Source organism: Salinicola rhizosphaerae (assembly GCF_014652715.1).
Lineage (GTDB): Bacteria > Pseudomonadota > Gammaproteobacteria > Pseudomonadales > Halomonadaceae > Salinicola > Salinicola rhizosphaerae.
Genome location: NZ_BMZI01000006.1, coordinates 58,633 through 76,034 on the forward strand (window position 1 = coordinate 58,633; position 17,402 = coordinate 76,034).

Below are 17,402 nucleotides of genomic sequence, written 5' to 3' on the forward strand. Positions count from 1 at the left end.
AAGCTCTCGATACGATGACAGCGATGGCTCCCCGAACAGGACTCGAACCTGTGACCCAATGATTAACAGTCATTTGCTCTACCAACTGAGCTATCGGGGATCGTTTTCTCACCGCACCTGCACTGGCTGAAAGAATGTGTTGGCTCCCCGAACAGGACTCGAACCTGTGACCCAATGATTAACAGTCATTTGCTCTACCAACTGAGCTATCGGGGACCATCCTTCAGCACGCGGCGTAGTATACGCGTTGAGTTTTCGGCGTCAAGGCTGTCAGGCCAATCAATCCGGTCTCGGGTGTCGACGATTTCCTCAGCGCAATCAACGGGCTGCGTTGGTATCAGTCAAACCAGCGTGTTGGAGCGGGCTTGGCTCGCGAACGGGTTCGCGGATTCGGCGACGTCGATCTTCGTGAGCAGAGCTCACTCCCACGTAACCCCGATCGACCGGGGCAGCACCCCGTTATCGACCGAGCCAGCGTGTTGGAGCGGGCTTGGCTAGCGAACGAGTCCGCGGATTCGGCGACGTCGGTCTTCGTGAGCAGAGCTCACTCCCACATAACCCCGATCGACCGGGGCAGCGTAATTGGGGTAACTGCAGGAGGACTTACAAGAGGTGGTGGCTACGCCCTGATTCGAACAGGGGACCCCATCATTATGAGTGATGTGCTCTAACCAGCTGAGCTACGTAGCCATCGGGGGGATGCGTTACCGTGCGGCAACGGTGGCGCACTATACCCGCGACATGACGAGATCACAAGCCCACGAAAAAAATTGGCCCCGTGTCGATCATCGACAGCGGGGCCTGCATACTCGTCCGTGCGTCAAGCGCACGTTGAGAGGTAGCTCGGAGGTACGCTCAGATACCGAGAGCCTGCTTCACGGCGGGCAGACCCGGCTTGCCATCGGCGGTCTTGACGCCTTCGAGCCAGGCTTCGAGCGTATCGGGATGCGCCTTGAGCCAGGCAGCGGCGGCTTCCTGGGCGTCTTCGCCATCATCCATGATCTTGCCCATCAGCGCGTTCTCCATATCCAGCGTGAAGCTGAGATTGTTGAGGAACTGGCCGACATTGCCGCACTCGTCGATATAACCGGCACGCGTGTTGGTATAGACCGTGGCGCCACCGTAATCGGGACCGAAATAGTCGTCCGCGCCGGAGAGGTAGCCCATGTCGAAGTTGGTGTTCATCGGGTGAGGCGCCCAGCCGAGGAAGACCATCCATTCGTCATCCTGCTCACGAGACTTCAGTTCGGCCAGCATGCCCGCCTCGGACGAATCGACCAGCGTCCAGTCGCCGAGGCCGAAGGCGTCGTCGTCGATCATCTGCTGGATGATCATGTTGCCGTCGTTACCCGCCTCGATGCCAAACAGCTTGTGGCCGAACTGATCGGCATGAGCGTCGAGATCGGCGACCGAGGTCACCCCTGCGTCCAGCACGTACTGCGGCACCGCCAACGTGTACTTGGCACCTTCCAGGTTAGCGCGCGGGCGGTCGATCTGGCCCTTGTCGATGTACGGGTCGCTGATCGACTTCATCGACGGCATCCAGTTGCCGAGAAACACGTCGAAATCCCCGTTTTTCATGCCTGCATAAGCGACCGGAACGGAGACCGTGTCGGAAGAGGCGTCGTAGCCGAGGTCCTCCAGCACAACACTGGCGATGGCGGTGGTCGCCTGGATATCGGTCCAGCCGACCTCGGCAAAATGTACGCTCTGGCAGCTCTCCGGCTCCTGCTGTGCTTGCGCCATCGATGACGCTACCAGGCCAATCCCCGCGATAGGCCAGACGAAGTGACGATAGTTCATGGTGTGAAATCCCCTACAGTGAATGGATCCGTTGTTTGTCGGTAACCGAGCACCCTCGATAATCATCGGTTATCGAATATCGATGTTTTCATTCGACACTGCAATACCTTAGTTTTTATTGATTGACCGTTCAATAAAAAAAATCCATACTGGTGCCATTGCTGATCGACTCGGCACTGTTCGATGGCTGGAAATAGGGGCTCCGAGCGGTTATGGGTATTGTAGATGGGGGGATGCGGAAGACCTCACTGCAAAGAAGCTCACTACAAAGAACCTCGCCGCAGCATAGCCGAACGCCCCTTTCACCGAGTTCGCACCTGGTCAGGTCACGCAGCGTCATTGCGTGCGGCGCGATTTCCGGTGGCATGGTTTTCAATAAAGTGGTTTTCGGGGACGAGGTTTGACCGTGTCACCGCGAACAGCGCCAGTGCAGAAACAGGAGAAATGCCCGTGCCGAAACTCGGTATGCAACCCATTCGCCGCCGTCAGTTGATTCAAGCGACGCTGGAAGCGATCGACGAGCTCGGTCTCGCCGATGCCACTATTGCCAGTATCGCCAAGCGCGCCGGCGTTTCCACGGGCATCATCAGTCACTATTTCAACGGTAAGGATGGGCTGCTCGAGGCCACCATGCGCCACGTGCTGGCCGATCTCGGCAAGGCGGTCAGAGAGCGTCGCGACGCGCTGGGCGCTGCCGGGCCAGAGGCCCATTTGCACGCCATCATCGATGGCAACTTCGACCCCAGCCAGACCAGCCGTTCGGTGATGAAGACCTGGCTAGCGTTCTGGGCCAGCAGCATGCACCACGCCCCGCTGCAGCGCCTGCAGCGCGTCAACGACCGACGGCTCTACTCCAACCTGAGTACGCAGTTCCGTCGCGTCTTGCCCAAGCGCCAGGCTAGAGACGCCGCTCGCGGGCTGGCAGCACTGATCGATGGACTCTGGCTACGCGGCGCGCTGGCGCCGGAGGGCCTCAACGTCGAGCGCGCCCGGCAGCTAGCCTACGAGTATGTTCGCGAGCAGCTCGACAACGCCAGGCGCTATCAAACGCGCGCCAATGAATACGCTTAGCAAACGCGTGCCAATGAATACGCTTAGCAAACGCGTGCCAATGAATACGCTTAGCAAACGCGCCAACGAATTCGCCTAGCAAACGCGCGCCAGCGAGTACGCCCGACGACATATTCGGCGCATATCTGGCCCGATCATCCATTCGCCATCACGCACTGGCCCCGCAACGCATTATCAAGGAGCGGCCTCATGACACTCGAGACACAGACACTCTACATCGACGGCAAACATACGCCGGCAACCGGCGATCAGACCTTCGACGCCATCAATCCGGCCAACGGTGACACCATCGCCAGCGTGCAGCAGGCGACCCAGGCCGACGTCGACAAGGCGGTCGAGAGCGCCCAGCGGGCACAACGCGAATGGGCTTCCCTGAGTGGTATGGAGCGCTCGCGCATTCTGCTCAAGGCGGTGGCGCTCCTGCGTGAGCGCAACGATGAACTGGCCGAACTCGAAACGCTGAACACCGGCAAGCCGATCAGTGAAACCGCCAGTGTCGACATCGTCACCGGTGCAGACGCACTGGAATACTTCGCCGGCCTGGCACCGGCGGTCGAAGGCACACAGATCCCGCTGCGTGAAGACTCATTCGTCTACACGCGCCGCGAGCCGCTGGGTGTGATCGGCGCCATCGGCGCCTGGAACTACCCGATCCAGATCGCCTGCTGGAAGGCCGCACCGGCCCTGGCGGCGGGTAATGCCGTCGTTTTCAAGCCGAGCGAAGTCACGCCGCTGACCGCCATGAAGCTGGCGGAAATCTTTACCGAAGCCGGTCTACCCGACGGACTGTTCAACGTGGTTCATGGTGACGGTAGCGTCGGTGCCATGCTGACCGAACATCCGGGGTTGGCCAAGATCAGCTTCACCGGCGAGGTGGGCACCGGCAAGAAAGTGATGTCCGCCGCGGCCGGCTCCACGCTCAAGGAAGTCACCATGGAGCTTGGCGGCAAGTCGCCGCTGATCGTGTTCGACGACGCCGACCTCGATCGCGCGGCGGATGGTGCGATGATGGCCAACTTCTACTCTAGCGGCCAGGTTTGCACCAACGGCACCCGTGTCTTCGTCCACCGCTCGGTCAAGGAAGCCTTCGAGGCGAAGATCGTCGAGCGCGTTGCACGCATCCAGTCCGGTGATCCCCTGAAACCGGAAACCAACTTCGGCCCGCTGGTCAGCTTCGAACACCTCGAGAAGGTCGCAAGCTATCTGGAGATCGCCAAGCAGGACGGCGCACGCCTCATCGCCGGCGGCGAGCGCATGACCGATGGCGACTTCGCCAAGGGTGCCTGGGTCGCACCGACGGTCTACACCGATTGCAGCGACGATATGCGAATCGTTCGCGAAGAGATCTTCGGGCCGATCATGTCGATTCTCGCCTTCGATGATGAAGCCGAAGTCATCCGCCGCGCCAACGACACCGAGTATGGCCTCGCCGCCGGTCTCTTCACCGAGGGATTGAATCGTGCTCACCGTGTAATTCACCAGCTCGAAGCCGGCATCTGCTGGATCAACACCTGGGGCGACTCCCCCGCCGAGATGCCGGTCGGTGGCTACAAGCAGTCCGGCATCGGCCGCGAAAATGGCATGGAGACGCTGGCGCATTACACCCAGACGAAATCGGTGCAGGTGGAGATGGGGCCGTTCGCCTCGGTGTTTTGACGAGAGCTTCGAGCCACGAGCTTCGAGATGCGAGCTAAAGGTCAAAAGCGACGATAGCTCCGAGCCACGAGCTTCGAGATGCGAGCTGAAGGTCAAAAGCGGCGAGAGATCCGAGCTACGAACAACAAAAAGCAGCATTTCGGCAAGAGGATGGCTGTCGATGAAGCACGAGCAGATGGTGGTTTGGGTCCGGAGCAAGGATCTCAGCGTGGCGGTCTATAGAGAACTCGCCGAGCTCAAGGATTTTGGCTTCAAGGACCAGATTACGCGGTCCGCCCTATCGATTCCGAGCAACATCGCAGAGGGCTTTGAACGTTACACCGAGCGAGAAAAGTTCCGCTTCGTTTCGATTGCAAAAGGCTCATGCGGGGAATTCGCCACTCAGGCGCTGATTGGCCTCGAAGTCGGTTATATCGACCCGTCTATTGGTCATCAATGGCGCGATGAAGCTTTCAACTATCTCGAATGCTCGGCTCGCTTTTGAACTCTCTAACTCGTAGCTCGTAGCTCGTAGCTCGTAGCTCGTAGCTGAATTCATTCTTCCAAGGAGCGCGCGTATGCAACAGGCTCGCGAATTCGATTACATCATCATTGGCGCAGGTTCGGCGGGTAACGTGCTGGCAACGCGGCTGACCGAAGATCCGGGCGTGACCGTGCTACTACTGGAGGCCGGCGGCCCAGATTACCGTGCCGACTTTCGCACCCAGATGCCGGCGGCGCTCGCCTACCCGCTACAGGGAAAACGCTACAACTGGGCGTTCGAGACCGACCCGGAACCGCACATGGACAACCGTCGCATGGAGTGCGGGCGTGGCAAGGGCCTCGGCGGTTCATCGCTGATCAACGGCATGTGCTATATCCGTGGCAACGCCATGGATCTGGACAATTGGGCCGACATGCCCGGCCTGGACGATTGGCGCTATCTCGACTGTCTGCCCTACTACAAGAAGGCGGAAACTCGCGACATCGGCCCGAACGACTACCACGGCGGCGACGGCCCGCTCAGCGTGGCCACGCCGAAGGCCGGCAACAATCCGCTCTACCAGGCCTTCATCGAGGCGGGTGTCGAGGCAGGCTATCCGCGCACCGACGACCTGAACGGCCGTCAGCAGGAGGGCTTTGGCCCGATGGACCGGACCACGACGCCCAACGGGCGCCGTTCGGCCACCAGCCGCGGCTATCTCGATATCGCGAAGCAGCGTGACAACCTGACCATCGTCACCCACGCCACCACGGACCGCATTCTATTCGAGGATCACCGCGCCGTCGGCGTGAATTACCTGCAGAAGACGCAGCCGCAGCAGGCGCTGGCACGCCGCGAAGTCCTGCTCTGCGCTGGTGCCATCGCCTCGCCGCAGATTCTGCAGCGCTCCGGCGTCGGCGACCCCGAGCTGCTGGAGCGGCACGGCATTCCCGTCGTCCACTCGCTCAAGGGGGTCGGCGAGAATCTGCAAGATCATCTGGAAATGTACATCCAGTACGAGTGCAAGGAACCGATTTCGCTCTATCCGGCGTTGAAGTGGTACAACCAGCCGAAAATCGGTGCCGAGTGGATGTTCATGGGCCAAGGGGTCGGAGCCAGCAATCAGTTCGAAGCCGGCGGTTTCATTCGTAGCGACGACGATGAGGCGTGGCCGAACATCCAGTACCACTTCTTGCCGATCGCGATCAGCTACAACGGCAAGAGCGCGGTGCAAGCGCACGGCTTTCAGGCGCATGTCGGCTCGATGCGTTCGGAAAGCCGCGGTCGGGTTCAGCTACGCGACAAGGACCCGAAGAGCGCACCGAGCATTCTGTTCAACTACATGGCGACCGAGCGTGACTGGGAAGAATTCCGTGCCGCGATCCGTCTGACGCGCGAGATCATCAACCAGCCCGCCATGGACGCCTACCGCGGGCGCGAGATTTCTCCCGGGCCGAACGTCGAATCAGACGAAGAGCTGGACGCCTTCGTTCGTCAGCACGCCGAAACCGCCTACCACCCTTGCGGCACCTGCCGCATGGGCACCGGCGAGGACGCCGTCGTCGATGGTGAAGGCCGCGTTCACGGTATCGAGAGCCTGCGCGTCATCGACGCGTCGATCATGCCGCAGATCGTCACCGGCAACCTCAACGCCACCACGATCATGATTGCCGAGAAGCTCGCCGACAGCGTGCGAGGGCGCGAGCCGCTGCCGGCAGCCGAAGTCGATTATTTCAAGGCCGACGGCGCACCGGCGCGTCAGACGCCCAAACGAAGCGGAGAGAAATAGCCAAGCGCAGAGAAATAGCTAAGCGCCTGACTACAGACTCTTGCTTTGGCTTCTGCTTCCCCTTCTTCACCCGGCCCAGCGCCGGGTTTTTTTATGTTGACGCTGGCGGGTATCACTTGCGCGCTTGTTGCGCATTCATCGAACACTGTTCCTTTAGACTGCTAGTCTGTGTAACTTGGCTCGAACGCAAGACCAAAGTTCGAACGCCCGTTCCAACGCCAGAACAAGGATCGTCTCTCCTCATGCCGTCGCCTTCGACCCGACAGCGCCATCCGCTGCGCTGGATACTCATCATCGTCCTGATCGTCATCGCGGGCGTCGTCGCCTACCGTTATCTTGCCGCGGGCGATGATTCCAAAGCCGGCGACGGCACACCACAGGGCGGCCCCGGTATGGGCGGCCAGACGACTGCAGTATCGGCGGTGGCGGCCAGCGAGGGCGATCTGCCGATCGAACTGACGGCGCTGGGCACGGTACGACCACTGCAGAGCGTCGAGGTACGGCCACGGGTCGAGGGCGAACTGCTGGAGGTCAACTTCGACGAGGGTGACAGCGTTCGGAAAGGGCAGCAGTTAGCCCGCATCGATCCGCGTGACTACCAGGCCCAGCTCGACGAAGCCAAGGGCCAACTCGCGCAGGATCAGGCGCAGCTCGCCTCTGCCCAGCAGGATCTCGCGCGTTACCAGAAGCTGATCAAGACCAACTACGTCTCGCAGCAGGATCTCGACCAGCAGCGCCAACTGGTGCGTCAATACCAGGGCACGGTGGCCAGCGACAAGGCCAGCGTGCAGAGCGCCCAGGTACAGCTCGACTACACCGATATCAAGGCGCCGATCACCGGGGTCGTCGGCATCCGCAACGTCGATCCCGGCAACATCGTCCAGCTCGGCGACGACGATCCGATCGTCACCATCACTCAGCTCGATCCGATCTCCGTGATCTTCTCGCTGCCCAGCCGCTACGTCGATATCGTAAGGCAGCGCCTGACGGCGGGCGATCACCCTAGCGTCAGCGTCACCGGCACCAACGGGAAGACGTTCAGCGGCACGTTGACCAGCATCGATAGCAACATCAATAGCGCCACCGGCACGATCCGCCTTCGCGCCACGCTCGACAATCCGGACGGCGGGCTCTATCCCAATGCCTACGTCGATGTCAGCCTCGTCTCACAGATATTGGAAGACCAGGTGATCGTTCCCGAGCCGGCCGTACAGACCGGTCAAAGCGGAGATTATGTCTACGTCGTCAATGACGATGGCACCGTCAGCCGACGCGATGTAACGCTGGTCGCGACACAGAATTCGCAGAGCGCCCTCTCGGCCGGGGTCAAGGCCGGCGAGCAGGTCGTCGTCGATGGCGTCGATAGCCTGAGCGACGGTGCCAAGGTGCGCATAGTGAGCGATGCCCTGCCGGGCGAGTCCAGCGATGAAGCCGACGATCCGGCCAGCGCGGCGAGCGGCGATTCGAGCGATGGCAACACCAACGGGAACGCGGCCAGCGGCAGCCAGTCATGAACCCGTCTCGCCTGTTCATCCTTCGCCCGGTCGCCACTTCGCTGGTCATGCTGGCGATCCTGATTGCCGGCGCGCTGGCCTATCGACTGCTGACCATCTCCTCACTGCCGGAGGTCGACTTTCCGACCATCCAGGTCACCACGCTCTACCCCGGCGCCGGGCCTGACGTGATGCTGTCTCACGTCACTTCCCCGCTGGAGGACGAGCTCGGCGAGATCTCCGGCCTCGAGGACATGAGTTCGACCAGCACCGGCGGCGCTTCGCTGATTACGCTGCGCTTCTCGCTCGATTCCGACCTGGGCGTGGCCGAGCAGGAGGTGCAGGCGGCGCTCTCGCAGGCGGAAACACTACTACCGGACGACCTGCCCCGGCCGCCGAGCTACAGCAAGGTGAACCCGGCGGATACGCCGATCATGACGCTTGCCGTCAGCTCCGGGACGCTGCCGCTGACCCAGGTCTATGATCTGGTCGATACGCGCATGGCGCAGAAGATCGCCCAGATCAGCGGCGTCGGCCAGGTCAAGATCGCCGGCGGGCATGAGCCGGCCGTTCGCGTCACCGCGGACGCCCGCCAGCTAGCCGCCTATGGGCTCGATCTCGCCTCCGTGCGCAGCGCCATCGATGCCGCTAACGTCAACCAGGCCAAAGGCACGATCTACGGCCCCTATCGTGCCTACAGCCTGGATGCCAACGACCAGCTGCTCTCCGCGGACGCCTATCGGGACCTCATTCTCAAGCAGGACAACGGCTCGGTACTGCGCCTGTCGGACGTGGCGAAGGTCGAGGATGGCGCCGAGAACGCTTATCTCTCGGCCTGGGCCAACCGCGATGGCGCGATCCTGATCGACGTGCTGCGACAGCCAGGCGCCAACGTGGTCGCGGTCGCCGACAGCATCAAGTCGAGTCTGCCGGCGCTCGAGAACACCCTGCCCGCCAGCGTCGACGTCAAGGTGCTGACCGATCGCACAACGACGATTCGTGCCGCCGTCGATGACGTCCAGTTCGAGCTGGTGCTCGCCATCGCGCTGGTGGTCATGGTCACCTTCCTGTTTTTGCGCAATCTGCCGGCGACGATGATTCCCAGCCTTGCCGTGCCGTTGTCGCTGGTGGGCACCTTCGGCGCGATGTATCTCGCCGACTTCAGTCTCAACAACTTGACGTTGATGGCGTTGACCATTGCCACTGGTTTCGTCATCGATGACGCGATCGTCGTGCTCGAGAACATCACCCGCTACATCGAGAAAGGCGAACGCCCGCTCGCCGCGGCGCTCAAGGGCTCACGCCAGATCGGTTTCACCATTCTGTCGCTGACGGTGTCGCTGCTGGCGGTGCTGATTCCGCTGGTCTTCATGAGCGGCGTGGTCGGCGTGCTGTTCCGCGAATTCGCGCTGACGCTGGCGATCTCGATTCTCATCTCGGCGTTCGTCTCGCTGACGCTGACACCGATGCTCTGCGCTCGCTGGCTCAAGCACCGTCCGGAAGCCGCCGAGGGCGGCGAAGAGAGCGACGACGAGGCGATGGTGAGAAATCGACAAGGGTTGTTCGGGCGCGTCACCCGCGGCTACGAACGGGCGCTGGATTGGGTGCTCCGCCACCAGCGGCTCACGCTGGTCGTCGCCGTCGGCACGCTCGCCGTGACCGCGGGGCTCTTTCTGATCACCCCGAAAAGCCTCTTCCCGATTCAGGACACCGGCGTGCTGCGCGGCATCACCACTGCCACGCAGTCGACGTCGTTCAAGGCGATGTCGGCACGTCAGCAGCAGTTGGCCGATCGGATTCTCGACGACCCGGCAGTAGAGAGCCTCTCCTCGAGTATCGGCATCGACGGCACCAACACGACGCTCAACAGCGGCCGGCTGACCATCAACCTGAAGCCGCTCGACGAGCGCGACGACCTTGCCGCGGTGCTCTATCGACTGCGCAAGAGCGCCGACGACATCCCCGGCCTGACGCTGGCGCTGACGCCGGTACAGGACCTGACGCTCGAAGACACCGTGAGCCGGTATCCGTACCAGTTCTCGTTGACCCAAGGCGACCGCGAGACGCTCAACGCGGATACCGACAAGATGCTCGCGGCATTGCGCCGGTCGCCGGCGATTGCCAACGTCTCCAGCGACGTGCAGAACGATGGCCGCAAGCTGGAAGTCACCATCGACCGTGGCCGCGCCGGGCGCCTTGGCGTGACCGTTGCGGACATCGATGACGCGCTCTACGACGCCTTCGGTCAGCGGCTGATCTCGACGATATTCACGCAGGCGAGCCAGTACCGCGTCGTGCTCGCCGCCAATGCCACCGACAGCGACGGCCCAGAGGCCCTCTCACGGCTCTATGTCACCAACGATGACGACGAGCTGGTGCCGCTCTCCACGCTGGTCACGCTGACCGAAAAGACGGCGCCGCTGTCGCTCTCGCGCGAGAACCAGTTCCCCTCGGCGCTTTTGTCGTTCGCGGTGGCCGACGGCCATTCGCTGTCGGATGCCTTCGACGCGGTCGAGCAGGCCGCCGACGAGACGCTGAGCGATCAGACCCAGCTCGCCTATCGCGGCTCGGCGCTCGCCTACAATGACTCGACCAGCGATACGCTGTGGCTGATTCTTGCCGCCATCGTGACCATGTATATCGTGCTCGGCATTCTCTACGAGAGCTACATCCACCCCCTGACGATTCTCTCGACGCTGCCCTCGGCAGCGATCGGCGCCCTGCTCGCCCTGCAGTTGAGCGGTTATTCGCTAGGGCTCGTGGCGATCATCGGGATCATTCTGTTGATCGGTATCGTCAAGAAGAACGCGATCATGATGATCGACTTCGCGCTGGAGGCGCAGCGTGACCGCGGCATGAGCGCCGAGAAGGCTATCCATACCGCGGCATTGCTGCGTTTTCGCCCGATCATGATGACGACCTTTGCCGCCCTGCTCGGCGCGATGCCGCTGATGTTCGCCAGCGGCTATGGTGCCGAGCTGCGTCAGCCGCTCGGGCTGACCATGGTCGGCGGCCTGCTGTTCAGTCAGTTGCTGACGCTCTTCACCACGCCGGTGGTCTATCTGTTCTTCGATCGTCTGGCGGCTCGCGTGGCCCCCCGCCAGGCGCAAGACGACGAGGGAAGCGGTGACGAGCGGCGTGGCGAGGTGCATTCGTGAGTCTCTCCGCGCCCTTCATACGCCGGCCGGTGGCGACGATTCTGCTGGCGCTGGCGGTGCTGATGCTCGGCGGACTGGCCTACGAACGCCTGCCGGTGGCGCCGCTGCCCAACGTCTCGTTCCCGACCATTCTCGTCTCTGCGAGTCTCAGCGGGGCCAATCCGGAAACGATGGCCTCCACCGTGGCCACGCCGCTCGAGCGCTCGCTGGGCCGAATTCCCGGTATCACCCAGATGACCTCGTCGAGCTCCGACGGCTCGACCAGCGTGATCATCCAGTTCGACCTCGACAAGGATATCAACGTCGCCGCTCAGGAGGTGCAGGCAGCCCTCAACGATGCCCAGCCGCTGCTGCCAAGCGCGATGACCAGTCGTCCGCACTATCGCAAGCTCAATCCGGCGTCGGCGCCGGTGATGATCCTCTCGCTCACCTCGGACGTGCTGCCGACCAGCGAGGTCTACCAGCTCGCCGACACCAAGATCGCCCCGCCGATCGCGCAGGTGCCCGGGGTCGGTGACGTCAACGTCGGCGGCAGCTCATCGCCGGCGGTGCGTGTCTCGCTCGACCCGAGCAAGCTCAATCACGCCGGCATCACGCTGGATGCGGTCGCCAGCGCCCTGCGCGCCGCGACCACGCAGTCGCCGACCGGTTTCGTCCAGAGCGTCGAGCATCGCTGGGAGGTCGACAGCGACTCGCAGCTGCTGAAGGCGAGCGACTACAGTCAGATCGTGATCAGCCGTGGCGACGACGGCTCGCTCATGCGCCTGGGCGATGTCGCCAGCATCACCGATGGGGTCGAGGATCGTTACAACGTCGGTTTTCAGAACGACCTGCCGGCGGTACTGCTGGTGATCAGCAGCGCCAGCGGCGCCAACATCATCGACACCATCGCCGGCGTACGCGAGCGGATGGATGAGATCCAGAGCCTGCTGCCCTCGAGCGTCAACCTGAGCGTGCAGCTCGACCGCTCTCCCGGCATCCAGGCCTCGCTTCACGAAACCCAGCTCACGCTGCTGCTGGCGATCGTGCTGGTGGTGCTGGTGGTGTTTCTGTTCCTGCGCAACGCCCGTGCGACCATCATTCCCAGCGTGGCGATCCCGGTCTCGCTGGTGGGCACGTTCGCCATGATGTGGGCGTTCGACTTCTCTCTCGACACGCTCTCGCTGATGGCGCTGATCGTCTCGATCGGCTTTCTGGTCGACGACGCCATCGTCGTGGTAGAGAACATCGCGCGCCATATCGAACAGGGAGTGCCGCCGTTCAAAGCCGCACTGCTGGGGGCAAAAGAGGTCGGATTCACCGTCACCTCGATGAGCGTCTCGCTGGTGGCGGTATTCATTCCCCTGCTGCTGCTCGGCGGCTTCATCGGCCGACTGTTCCATGAATTTGCCGTCACGCTGTCGCTCGCCATCGGCGTCTCGCTGCTGGTGTCGCTGACGCTGACGCCCATGCTCTGCGCGCGATGGCTCAAACCGCATCCCGTCAGGGAGCGCGAGCCGGGCTGGGAGCGCTGGCTGGTTGCCATCGGCGGCTGGTTTCTGCGCGGCTATGCGCGCACACTGGATATCGCGCTCAAGCACCGCCGCCTGACGCTCTTGTCGCTGGTCGCCGTGATCGTGTTCAACGGCTATCTCTACACCGCCGTCGACAAGGGCTTCATTCCGGATCAGGACACTGGTCGCCTGCTCGGTACCATGCGCGGCGACCAGGCGCTCTCCTTCGATGCGGTGTCCGACAAGCTGCGCCAGGTGCGTGAAAAGCTGCTGGCCGACCCCGCGGTGAGCAGCGTGCTCGGCTTCATGGGCAGCGGCGGGCCGGGCCACGGTGGCTCGTCGGCGACGCTTTTCATTACGCTCAAGGACGACCGTCAGGGATCGACGCAGGCAGTCGGGAATCGGCTGATGGCCGGGCTCAAGAACATCGCTGGGGTCAATACCTTCATGTTCCCGCTCCAGGACATTCGCGTCGGCGGTCGTTCTGGCAGCGCCTCGCAATACGAGATCACGCTGAAGAGCGATAGCCTGGACCTGCTCGCCGAATGGTCGAGAAAAGTCCAGCAGGCGATGCAGGGCGTCGATGGCATCACTGGCGTCGACAGCGACAGCCGCAACGCCGGGCTGGCCGCCAAGCTGGTCGTGGACCGCGACACCGCCTCGCGACTCGGCGTCGACATGAGCACCATCGATACGGCGCTCGGCAACGCCTTCGCCCAGAGCAAGGTCGTGAGCCTGTACGACGCCGACGAGCAGCGCTACGTCGTCATGGAGGTCGCCGCGCCCTATCGACAGGCGCCAGAGGCGATCGGCGATCTCTACGTCAGCGGTAGCGACGGCAACACGGTACCGATCTCCGCGTTCAGCCACATCGAGCGCAGCACGACACCGGTTTCCGTCAATCATCAGGGCCAGTTCGCCGCCTCGACGGTATCGTTCAACCTCGAAGACGGCGTCTCGCTCGGCGAGGCCACCGAACGTATTCGCAGCGCGGTCGACGAGCTGCATCTGCCGACCGGCGTTCAGGTCGATTTCGAGGGCAGTGCCGGCACCTTCCAGAGCGGCGTGGAAGCCATGCCGTGGTTGATCCTAGCCGCCCTGGTCACGGTCTACCTGGTACTGGGCATTCTCTACGAGAGCTACATTCACCCGCTGACGATTCTCTCGACGCTGCCCTCTGCCGGCGTCGGCGCGCTGCTGGCGCTGATGCTGCTGGGCAAACCTTTCACGCTGATTGCCCTGATCGGCATCATCCTGCTGATCGGCGTGGTCAAGAAGAATGCGATCATGCTGGTCGACTTCGCCGTGGTCTGCGAACGCGAACAGGGCATGAGCGCGAGTGAGTCGATTCGCCATGCGGCGCTGGTCCGCTTTCGTCCGATCATGATGACTACGCTGGCCGCGATTCTCGGCGCCGTGCCGCTGCTGCTCGGCACCGACGAGAACGCCGCCCTGCGTGCGCCGCTTGGCATCACGATCATCGGTGGCCTGATTGTCAGCCAATTGTTGACGCTCTACACCACCCCGGTCGTCTATCTCTACCTCGACCGCCTGCACAGGCGCCTGCGGCCCAAACGTATCGACACTGCCACGTCTGAGAAAACGGCTTGATCTGAGCCGCGAGCCGCGAGCCGCGAGCCGCGAGCCGCGAGCCGCGAGCCGCGAGCCGCGAGCCGCGAGCCGCGAAAATCAGCGTCACGTTTTATTCGAAGAATGCCAGCGACGCGTGTCGCTGGCATTCTTCGTAGCTCGTGGCTGCCATCGAATCCGGCGCGGCCGAAGCTCGCCCAAAGCATAACGCCATGATGCTAGCCAGCCGACGGGGTATCGGCTAGTCTGGAATCCAATTCAAACGCTCGTCTGAATTTATGCGAACGAAGCCGGAAGCCGCCATGCAGGCGCCCTGCCGTTCTCCGATGCCCTCTCTGCGGAGCCCATCATGACCACACTACTGATACTCGTCCTCGCCGTTGCCGGCTGCCTGGTGGTGATGCGTCGCGAAGCCGGCGCTGTCGCCATGATCGCCGTGCTCGGCGTTGTCGGGCTGCTTGGCGTCATTCTCGACGCGCCCGTTATCGGCGCGCTGTTGCTGATCGCGGCCGCGCTGGTCGCGATCTGCGGGCTGAAACCGCTGCGCCGACGGTGGCTGTCGCCGCGGCTCTTCGCGATGTTCAAGAAGGTTGCACCGCGCGTGTCGGAAACCGAGCGGGTCGCGCTCGATGCCGGCACGGTCGCCTGGGACGGCGAGCTGTTCAGCGGCCGCCCGGACTGGCACAAGCTGATCGCGTTCGACAGCGCCGGCCTGACCGATGAAGAGCAGGCGTTCGTCGATCATCAGTGCAGCGTTGCCGCCGGCATGTGCAACGCCTGGGAGATCGCACGCGAGCGCGCCGACATGCCCGAGGCGCTATGGGAGTATCTGAAGCGCGAGCGTTTTTTCGGCCTGATCATTCCCAAGGCTTATGGCGGACTCGAATTCTCGGCCAAGGCGCAGTCCGCCGTGCTGCAGAAACTCGCGTTCAACGAGACACTGATGAGCACCGTCGGCGTGCCCAACTCGCTCGGCCCGGGTGAACTCCTGCTCAAGTACGGCACCGAAGAACAGAAAAATCACTATCTGCCGCGGCTGGCAGACGGTCGTGACGTTCCCTGTTTTGCCTTGACCGGTCCCCGCGCCGGCAGTGACGCCACGTCGATTCCGGACGTCGGCATCGTCTGTCGTGGCACGTTCGAGGGGCAAGAGGTACTGGGACTCAAGCTCACCTTCGAAAAACGCTGGATCACATTGGCACCGATCGCCACCGTCGTCGGTCTGGCATTTCGACTGTTCGACCCGGACAACCTTCTTGAGCAGGGCAAGAGCGACATCGGCATCAGCTGTGCACTGATCCCGCGAGAGACGCCGGGCATGGAGATCGGACGCCGCCATCACCCCATCGGCAGCCCGTTCATGAATGGCCCGATCAAGGGCAAGGACGTTTTCATCCCGCTCGACTATCTCATCGGTGGCCTGGCGATGGCCGGTCAGGGCTGGCGAATGCTGGTCGAGTGCCTCTCGGTCGGCCGCTGCATTACGCTGCCTTCCGGCGCAGCGGGCACGGGTCGCTACGCCGTCGGCTGGGCCGGCGGCTTCGCGCGCATCCGGCGCCAGTTCAATATTGCCGTTGCCGACATGGAGGGTGTCCAGGAGCCACTGGCGCGAATCGCCGCCAAAGCCTACATCTCCCAGGCCGCGGTCATGCAGACGGCCAATACGATCGACCACGGCGTCAAGCCGGCGGTGCCCTCGGCAATCCTCAAGAGCCAGTTGACCGAGTTCCAGCGCGACATGATGGCGGACGCCATGGACATTCACGGCGGGCGCACGGTCACGCTCGGCCCGCGTAACTATCTGGGTATCGGCTTCAGCGCCACGCCGGTCTCAATCACGGTCGAGGGCGCCAACATCATGACGCGCAACCTGATGATCTTCGGTCAGGGGGCCATTCGCTGCCATCCTTATGTGCTGGAAGAGCTCGCTGCCAAGGACGCCGACGATTCAGCCGCTTTCGACTCGCTCTTCTTCCGCCATATCGGACTCATCTGCGGCAACGCCGCTCGCGCCTTCACCCAGTCACTGGGATTGGGCAAGCCGGAGACCCCGTTCGACAGCACGGCGCGCCCTTATGCGCAGGACGCCGCAAGGCTGTCATCCGCGTTCAGTCTCTGTGCCGACGCAGCGATGGCAAGCCTCGGCAGCAAGCTTAAGCAGCGCGAGATGATCTCCGCGCGCCTGGGTGATGTGCTGTCGAACCTCTACCTGCTATCGATGGTCCTCAAGCAGTGGCGGGAAACCGACCGAGTGGACGGCGAAGCGGCGCTTTTCCACTACAGCTGTCGCTTCCTGCTCAATCGCGCGGAACAGGCGCTGATCGATCTGTTCGACAACCTGCCCAATCGTGCGCTGGCGAATACGCTCTCTTTCGTCACGCTCCCGCTGGGCAGGCGTTGGCATAAGCCGCAGGACCGGCTGACACGTGAAATCGCCAAGGCGATCTCCACCGACAGCGCCCTGCGCCACAAGCTGACACGCAACACCTGGGAAACCTGGGAGAAAGGCCAGAAAGAGAACCCGCTGGCCCGCTACAACGCGCTGCTGGCCAACGCCGAACGCGCCGAAACGATCTATCGCGCGCTCAACAAGGCACGGGTGAAAAAGCAGCTCCCGGAGGTCGCTCTACACCCGGAACAGTGGATCGATGCGGGTCTGGAAGCGGGCGTGATCGACGAAGACGACGCCGCCTTCATGCGCGCCCACGAGGCGGAAGTGCTCGATATGCTGACGGTCGACGACTTCGCGTTCGATGCATTCGCGGCGGCTCGGCCGTCAGAGCCCAGCGCCAGCCGTCGGGAAGATGAAACCGCGGTCTGAGCTCATCCTGCGAGCAACCGCGCACCGCGAGACTCGCCACGCCACATTCGCCGATCGTCAGAAGG

General features: G+C 62.8%; 9 protein-coding genes and 3 tRNA genes. 8 read left to right on the plus strand and 4 right to left on the minus strand.

The features are described 5' to 3' along the window. Positions 1–24: 24 nt before the first annotated feature. From IE125_RS13685 to IE125_RS13700, 4 genes are all read right to left on the minus strand, one after another. Positions 25–100, minus strand: a tRNA-Asn gene (locus IE125_RS13685). 40 nt (positions 101–140) lie between these two features. Beyond that, a tRNA-Asn gene (locus IE125_RS13690) sits at positions 141–216 on the minus strand. Between the two features lie 397 nt (positions 217–613). Then, positions 614–690: transfer RNA gene (locus IE125_RS13695), tRNA-Met, on the minus strand. Between the two features lie 165 nt (positions 691–855). After that, the gene (locus IE125_RS13700) at positions 856–1,803 is read right to left on the minus strand and encodes a choline ABC transporter substrate-binding protein (RefSeq protein WP_189445244.1); all 948 of its coding nucleotides are present in this window, start codon (positions 1,801–1,803) and stop codon (positions 856–858) included. Between the two features lie 450 nt (positions 1,804–2,253). On the opposite strand from IE125_RS13700, the gene betI reads away from it, so the two are divergent. The 8 genes from betI to IE125_RS13740 all read left to right on the plus strand — a co-directional run bounded on the left by betI (position 2,254) and on the right by IE125_RS13740 (position 17,337). Further along, positions 2,254–2,874: a transcriptional regulator BetI gene (gene betI, locus IE125_RS13705; RefSeq protein WP_189445245.1), complete on the plus strand. Its 621-nt coding sequence runs from the start codon at positions 2,254–2,256 to the stop codon at positions 2,872–2,874. A gap of 189 nt (positions 2,875–3,063) precedes the next feature. Next, positions 3,064–4,530 carry a betaine-aldehyde dehydrogenase gene (gene betB, locus IE125_RS13710; protein WP_189445246.1) on the plus strand — a complete coding sequence of 489 codons (1,467 nt, stop codon included), beginning with the start codon at positions 3,064–3,066 and terminating at the stop codon, positions 4,528–4,530. Positions 4,531–4,690: 160 nt separating this feature from the next. Continuing rightward, complete coding sequence (locus IE125_RS13715; protein WP_229809119.1) at positions 4,691–5,014, plus strand: four helix bundle protein; 324 nt, start codon at positions 4,691–4,693, stop codon at positions 5,012–5,014. A gap of 73 nt (positions 5,015–5,087) precedes the next feature. Further along, positions 5,088–6,782 carry a choline dehydrogenase gene (betA, locus tag IE125_RS13720; protein ID WP_189445247.1) on the plus strand — a complete coding sequence of 565 codons (1,695 nt, stop codon included), beginning with the start codon at positions 5,088–5,090 and terminating at the stop codon, positions 6,780–6,782. A gap of 242 nt (positions 6,783–7,024) precedes the next feature. Next, the gene (locus IE125_RS13725; RefSeq protein ID WP_189445248.1) at positions 7,025–8,296 is read left to right on the plus strand and encodes an efflux RND transporter periplasmic adaptor subunit; all 1,272 of its coding nucleotides are present in this window, start codon (positions 7,025–7,027) and stop codon (positions 8,294–8,296) included. After that, entirely contained in the window at positions 8,293–11,433 is a 3,141-nt protein-coding gene (locus IE125_RS13730; protein ID WP_189445249.1) for a multidrug efflux RND transporter permease subunit, read from the plus strand. Before IE125_RS13725 ends, IE125_RS13730 begins: the two co-directional genes overlap by 4 nt. Then, positions 11,430–14,537: an efflux RND transporter permease subunit gene (locus IE125_RS13735; RefSeq protein ID WP_189445250.1), complete on the plus strand. Its 3,108-nt coding sequence runs from the start codon at positions 11,430–11,432 to the stop codon at positions 14,535–14,537. Before IE125_RS13730 ends, IE125_RS13735 begins: the two co-directional genes overlap by 4 nt. Positions 14,538–14,865: 328 nt before the next feature. Further along, entirely contained in the window at positions 14,866–17,337 is a 2,472-nt protein-coding gene (locus IE125_RS13740; protein ID WP_189445251.1) for an acyl-CoA dehydrogenase, read from the plus strand. Positions 17,338–17,402 lie beyond the last annotated feature (65 nt).

Excerpts from the sequence above, each read along its gene's own strand:
- IE125_RS13700 (WP_189445244.1), bottom strand. The coding sequence starts at position 1,803 with ATGAACTATCGTCACTTCGTCTGGCCTATCGCGGGGATTGGCCTGGTA.
- betB (WP_189445246.1), top strand. The coding sequence starts at position 3,064 with ATGACACTCGAGACACAGACACTCTACATCGACGGCAAACATACGCCG.
- IE125_RS13715 (WP_229809119.1), top strand. The coding sequence starts at position 4,691 with ATGAAGCACGAGCAGATGGTGGTTTGGGTCCGGAGCAAGGATCTCAGC.
- betA (WP_189445247.1), top strand. The coding sequence starts at position 5,088 with ATGCAACAGGCTCGCGAATTCGATTACATCATCATTGGCGCAGGTTCG.
- IE125_RS13725 (WP_189445248.1), top strand. The coding sequence starts at position 7,025 with ATGCCGTCGCCTTCGACCCGACAGCGCCATCCGCTGCGCTGGATACTC.
- IE125_RS13730 (WP_189445249.1), top strand. The coding sequence starts at position 8,293 with ATGAACCCGTCTCGCCTGTTCATCCTTCGCCCGGTCGCCACTTCGCTG.
- IE125_RS13740 (WP_189445251.1), top strand. The coding sequence starts at position 14,866 with ATGACCACACTACTGATACTCGTCCTCGCCGTTGCCGGCTGCCTGGTG.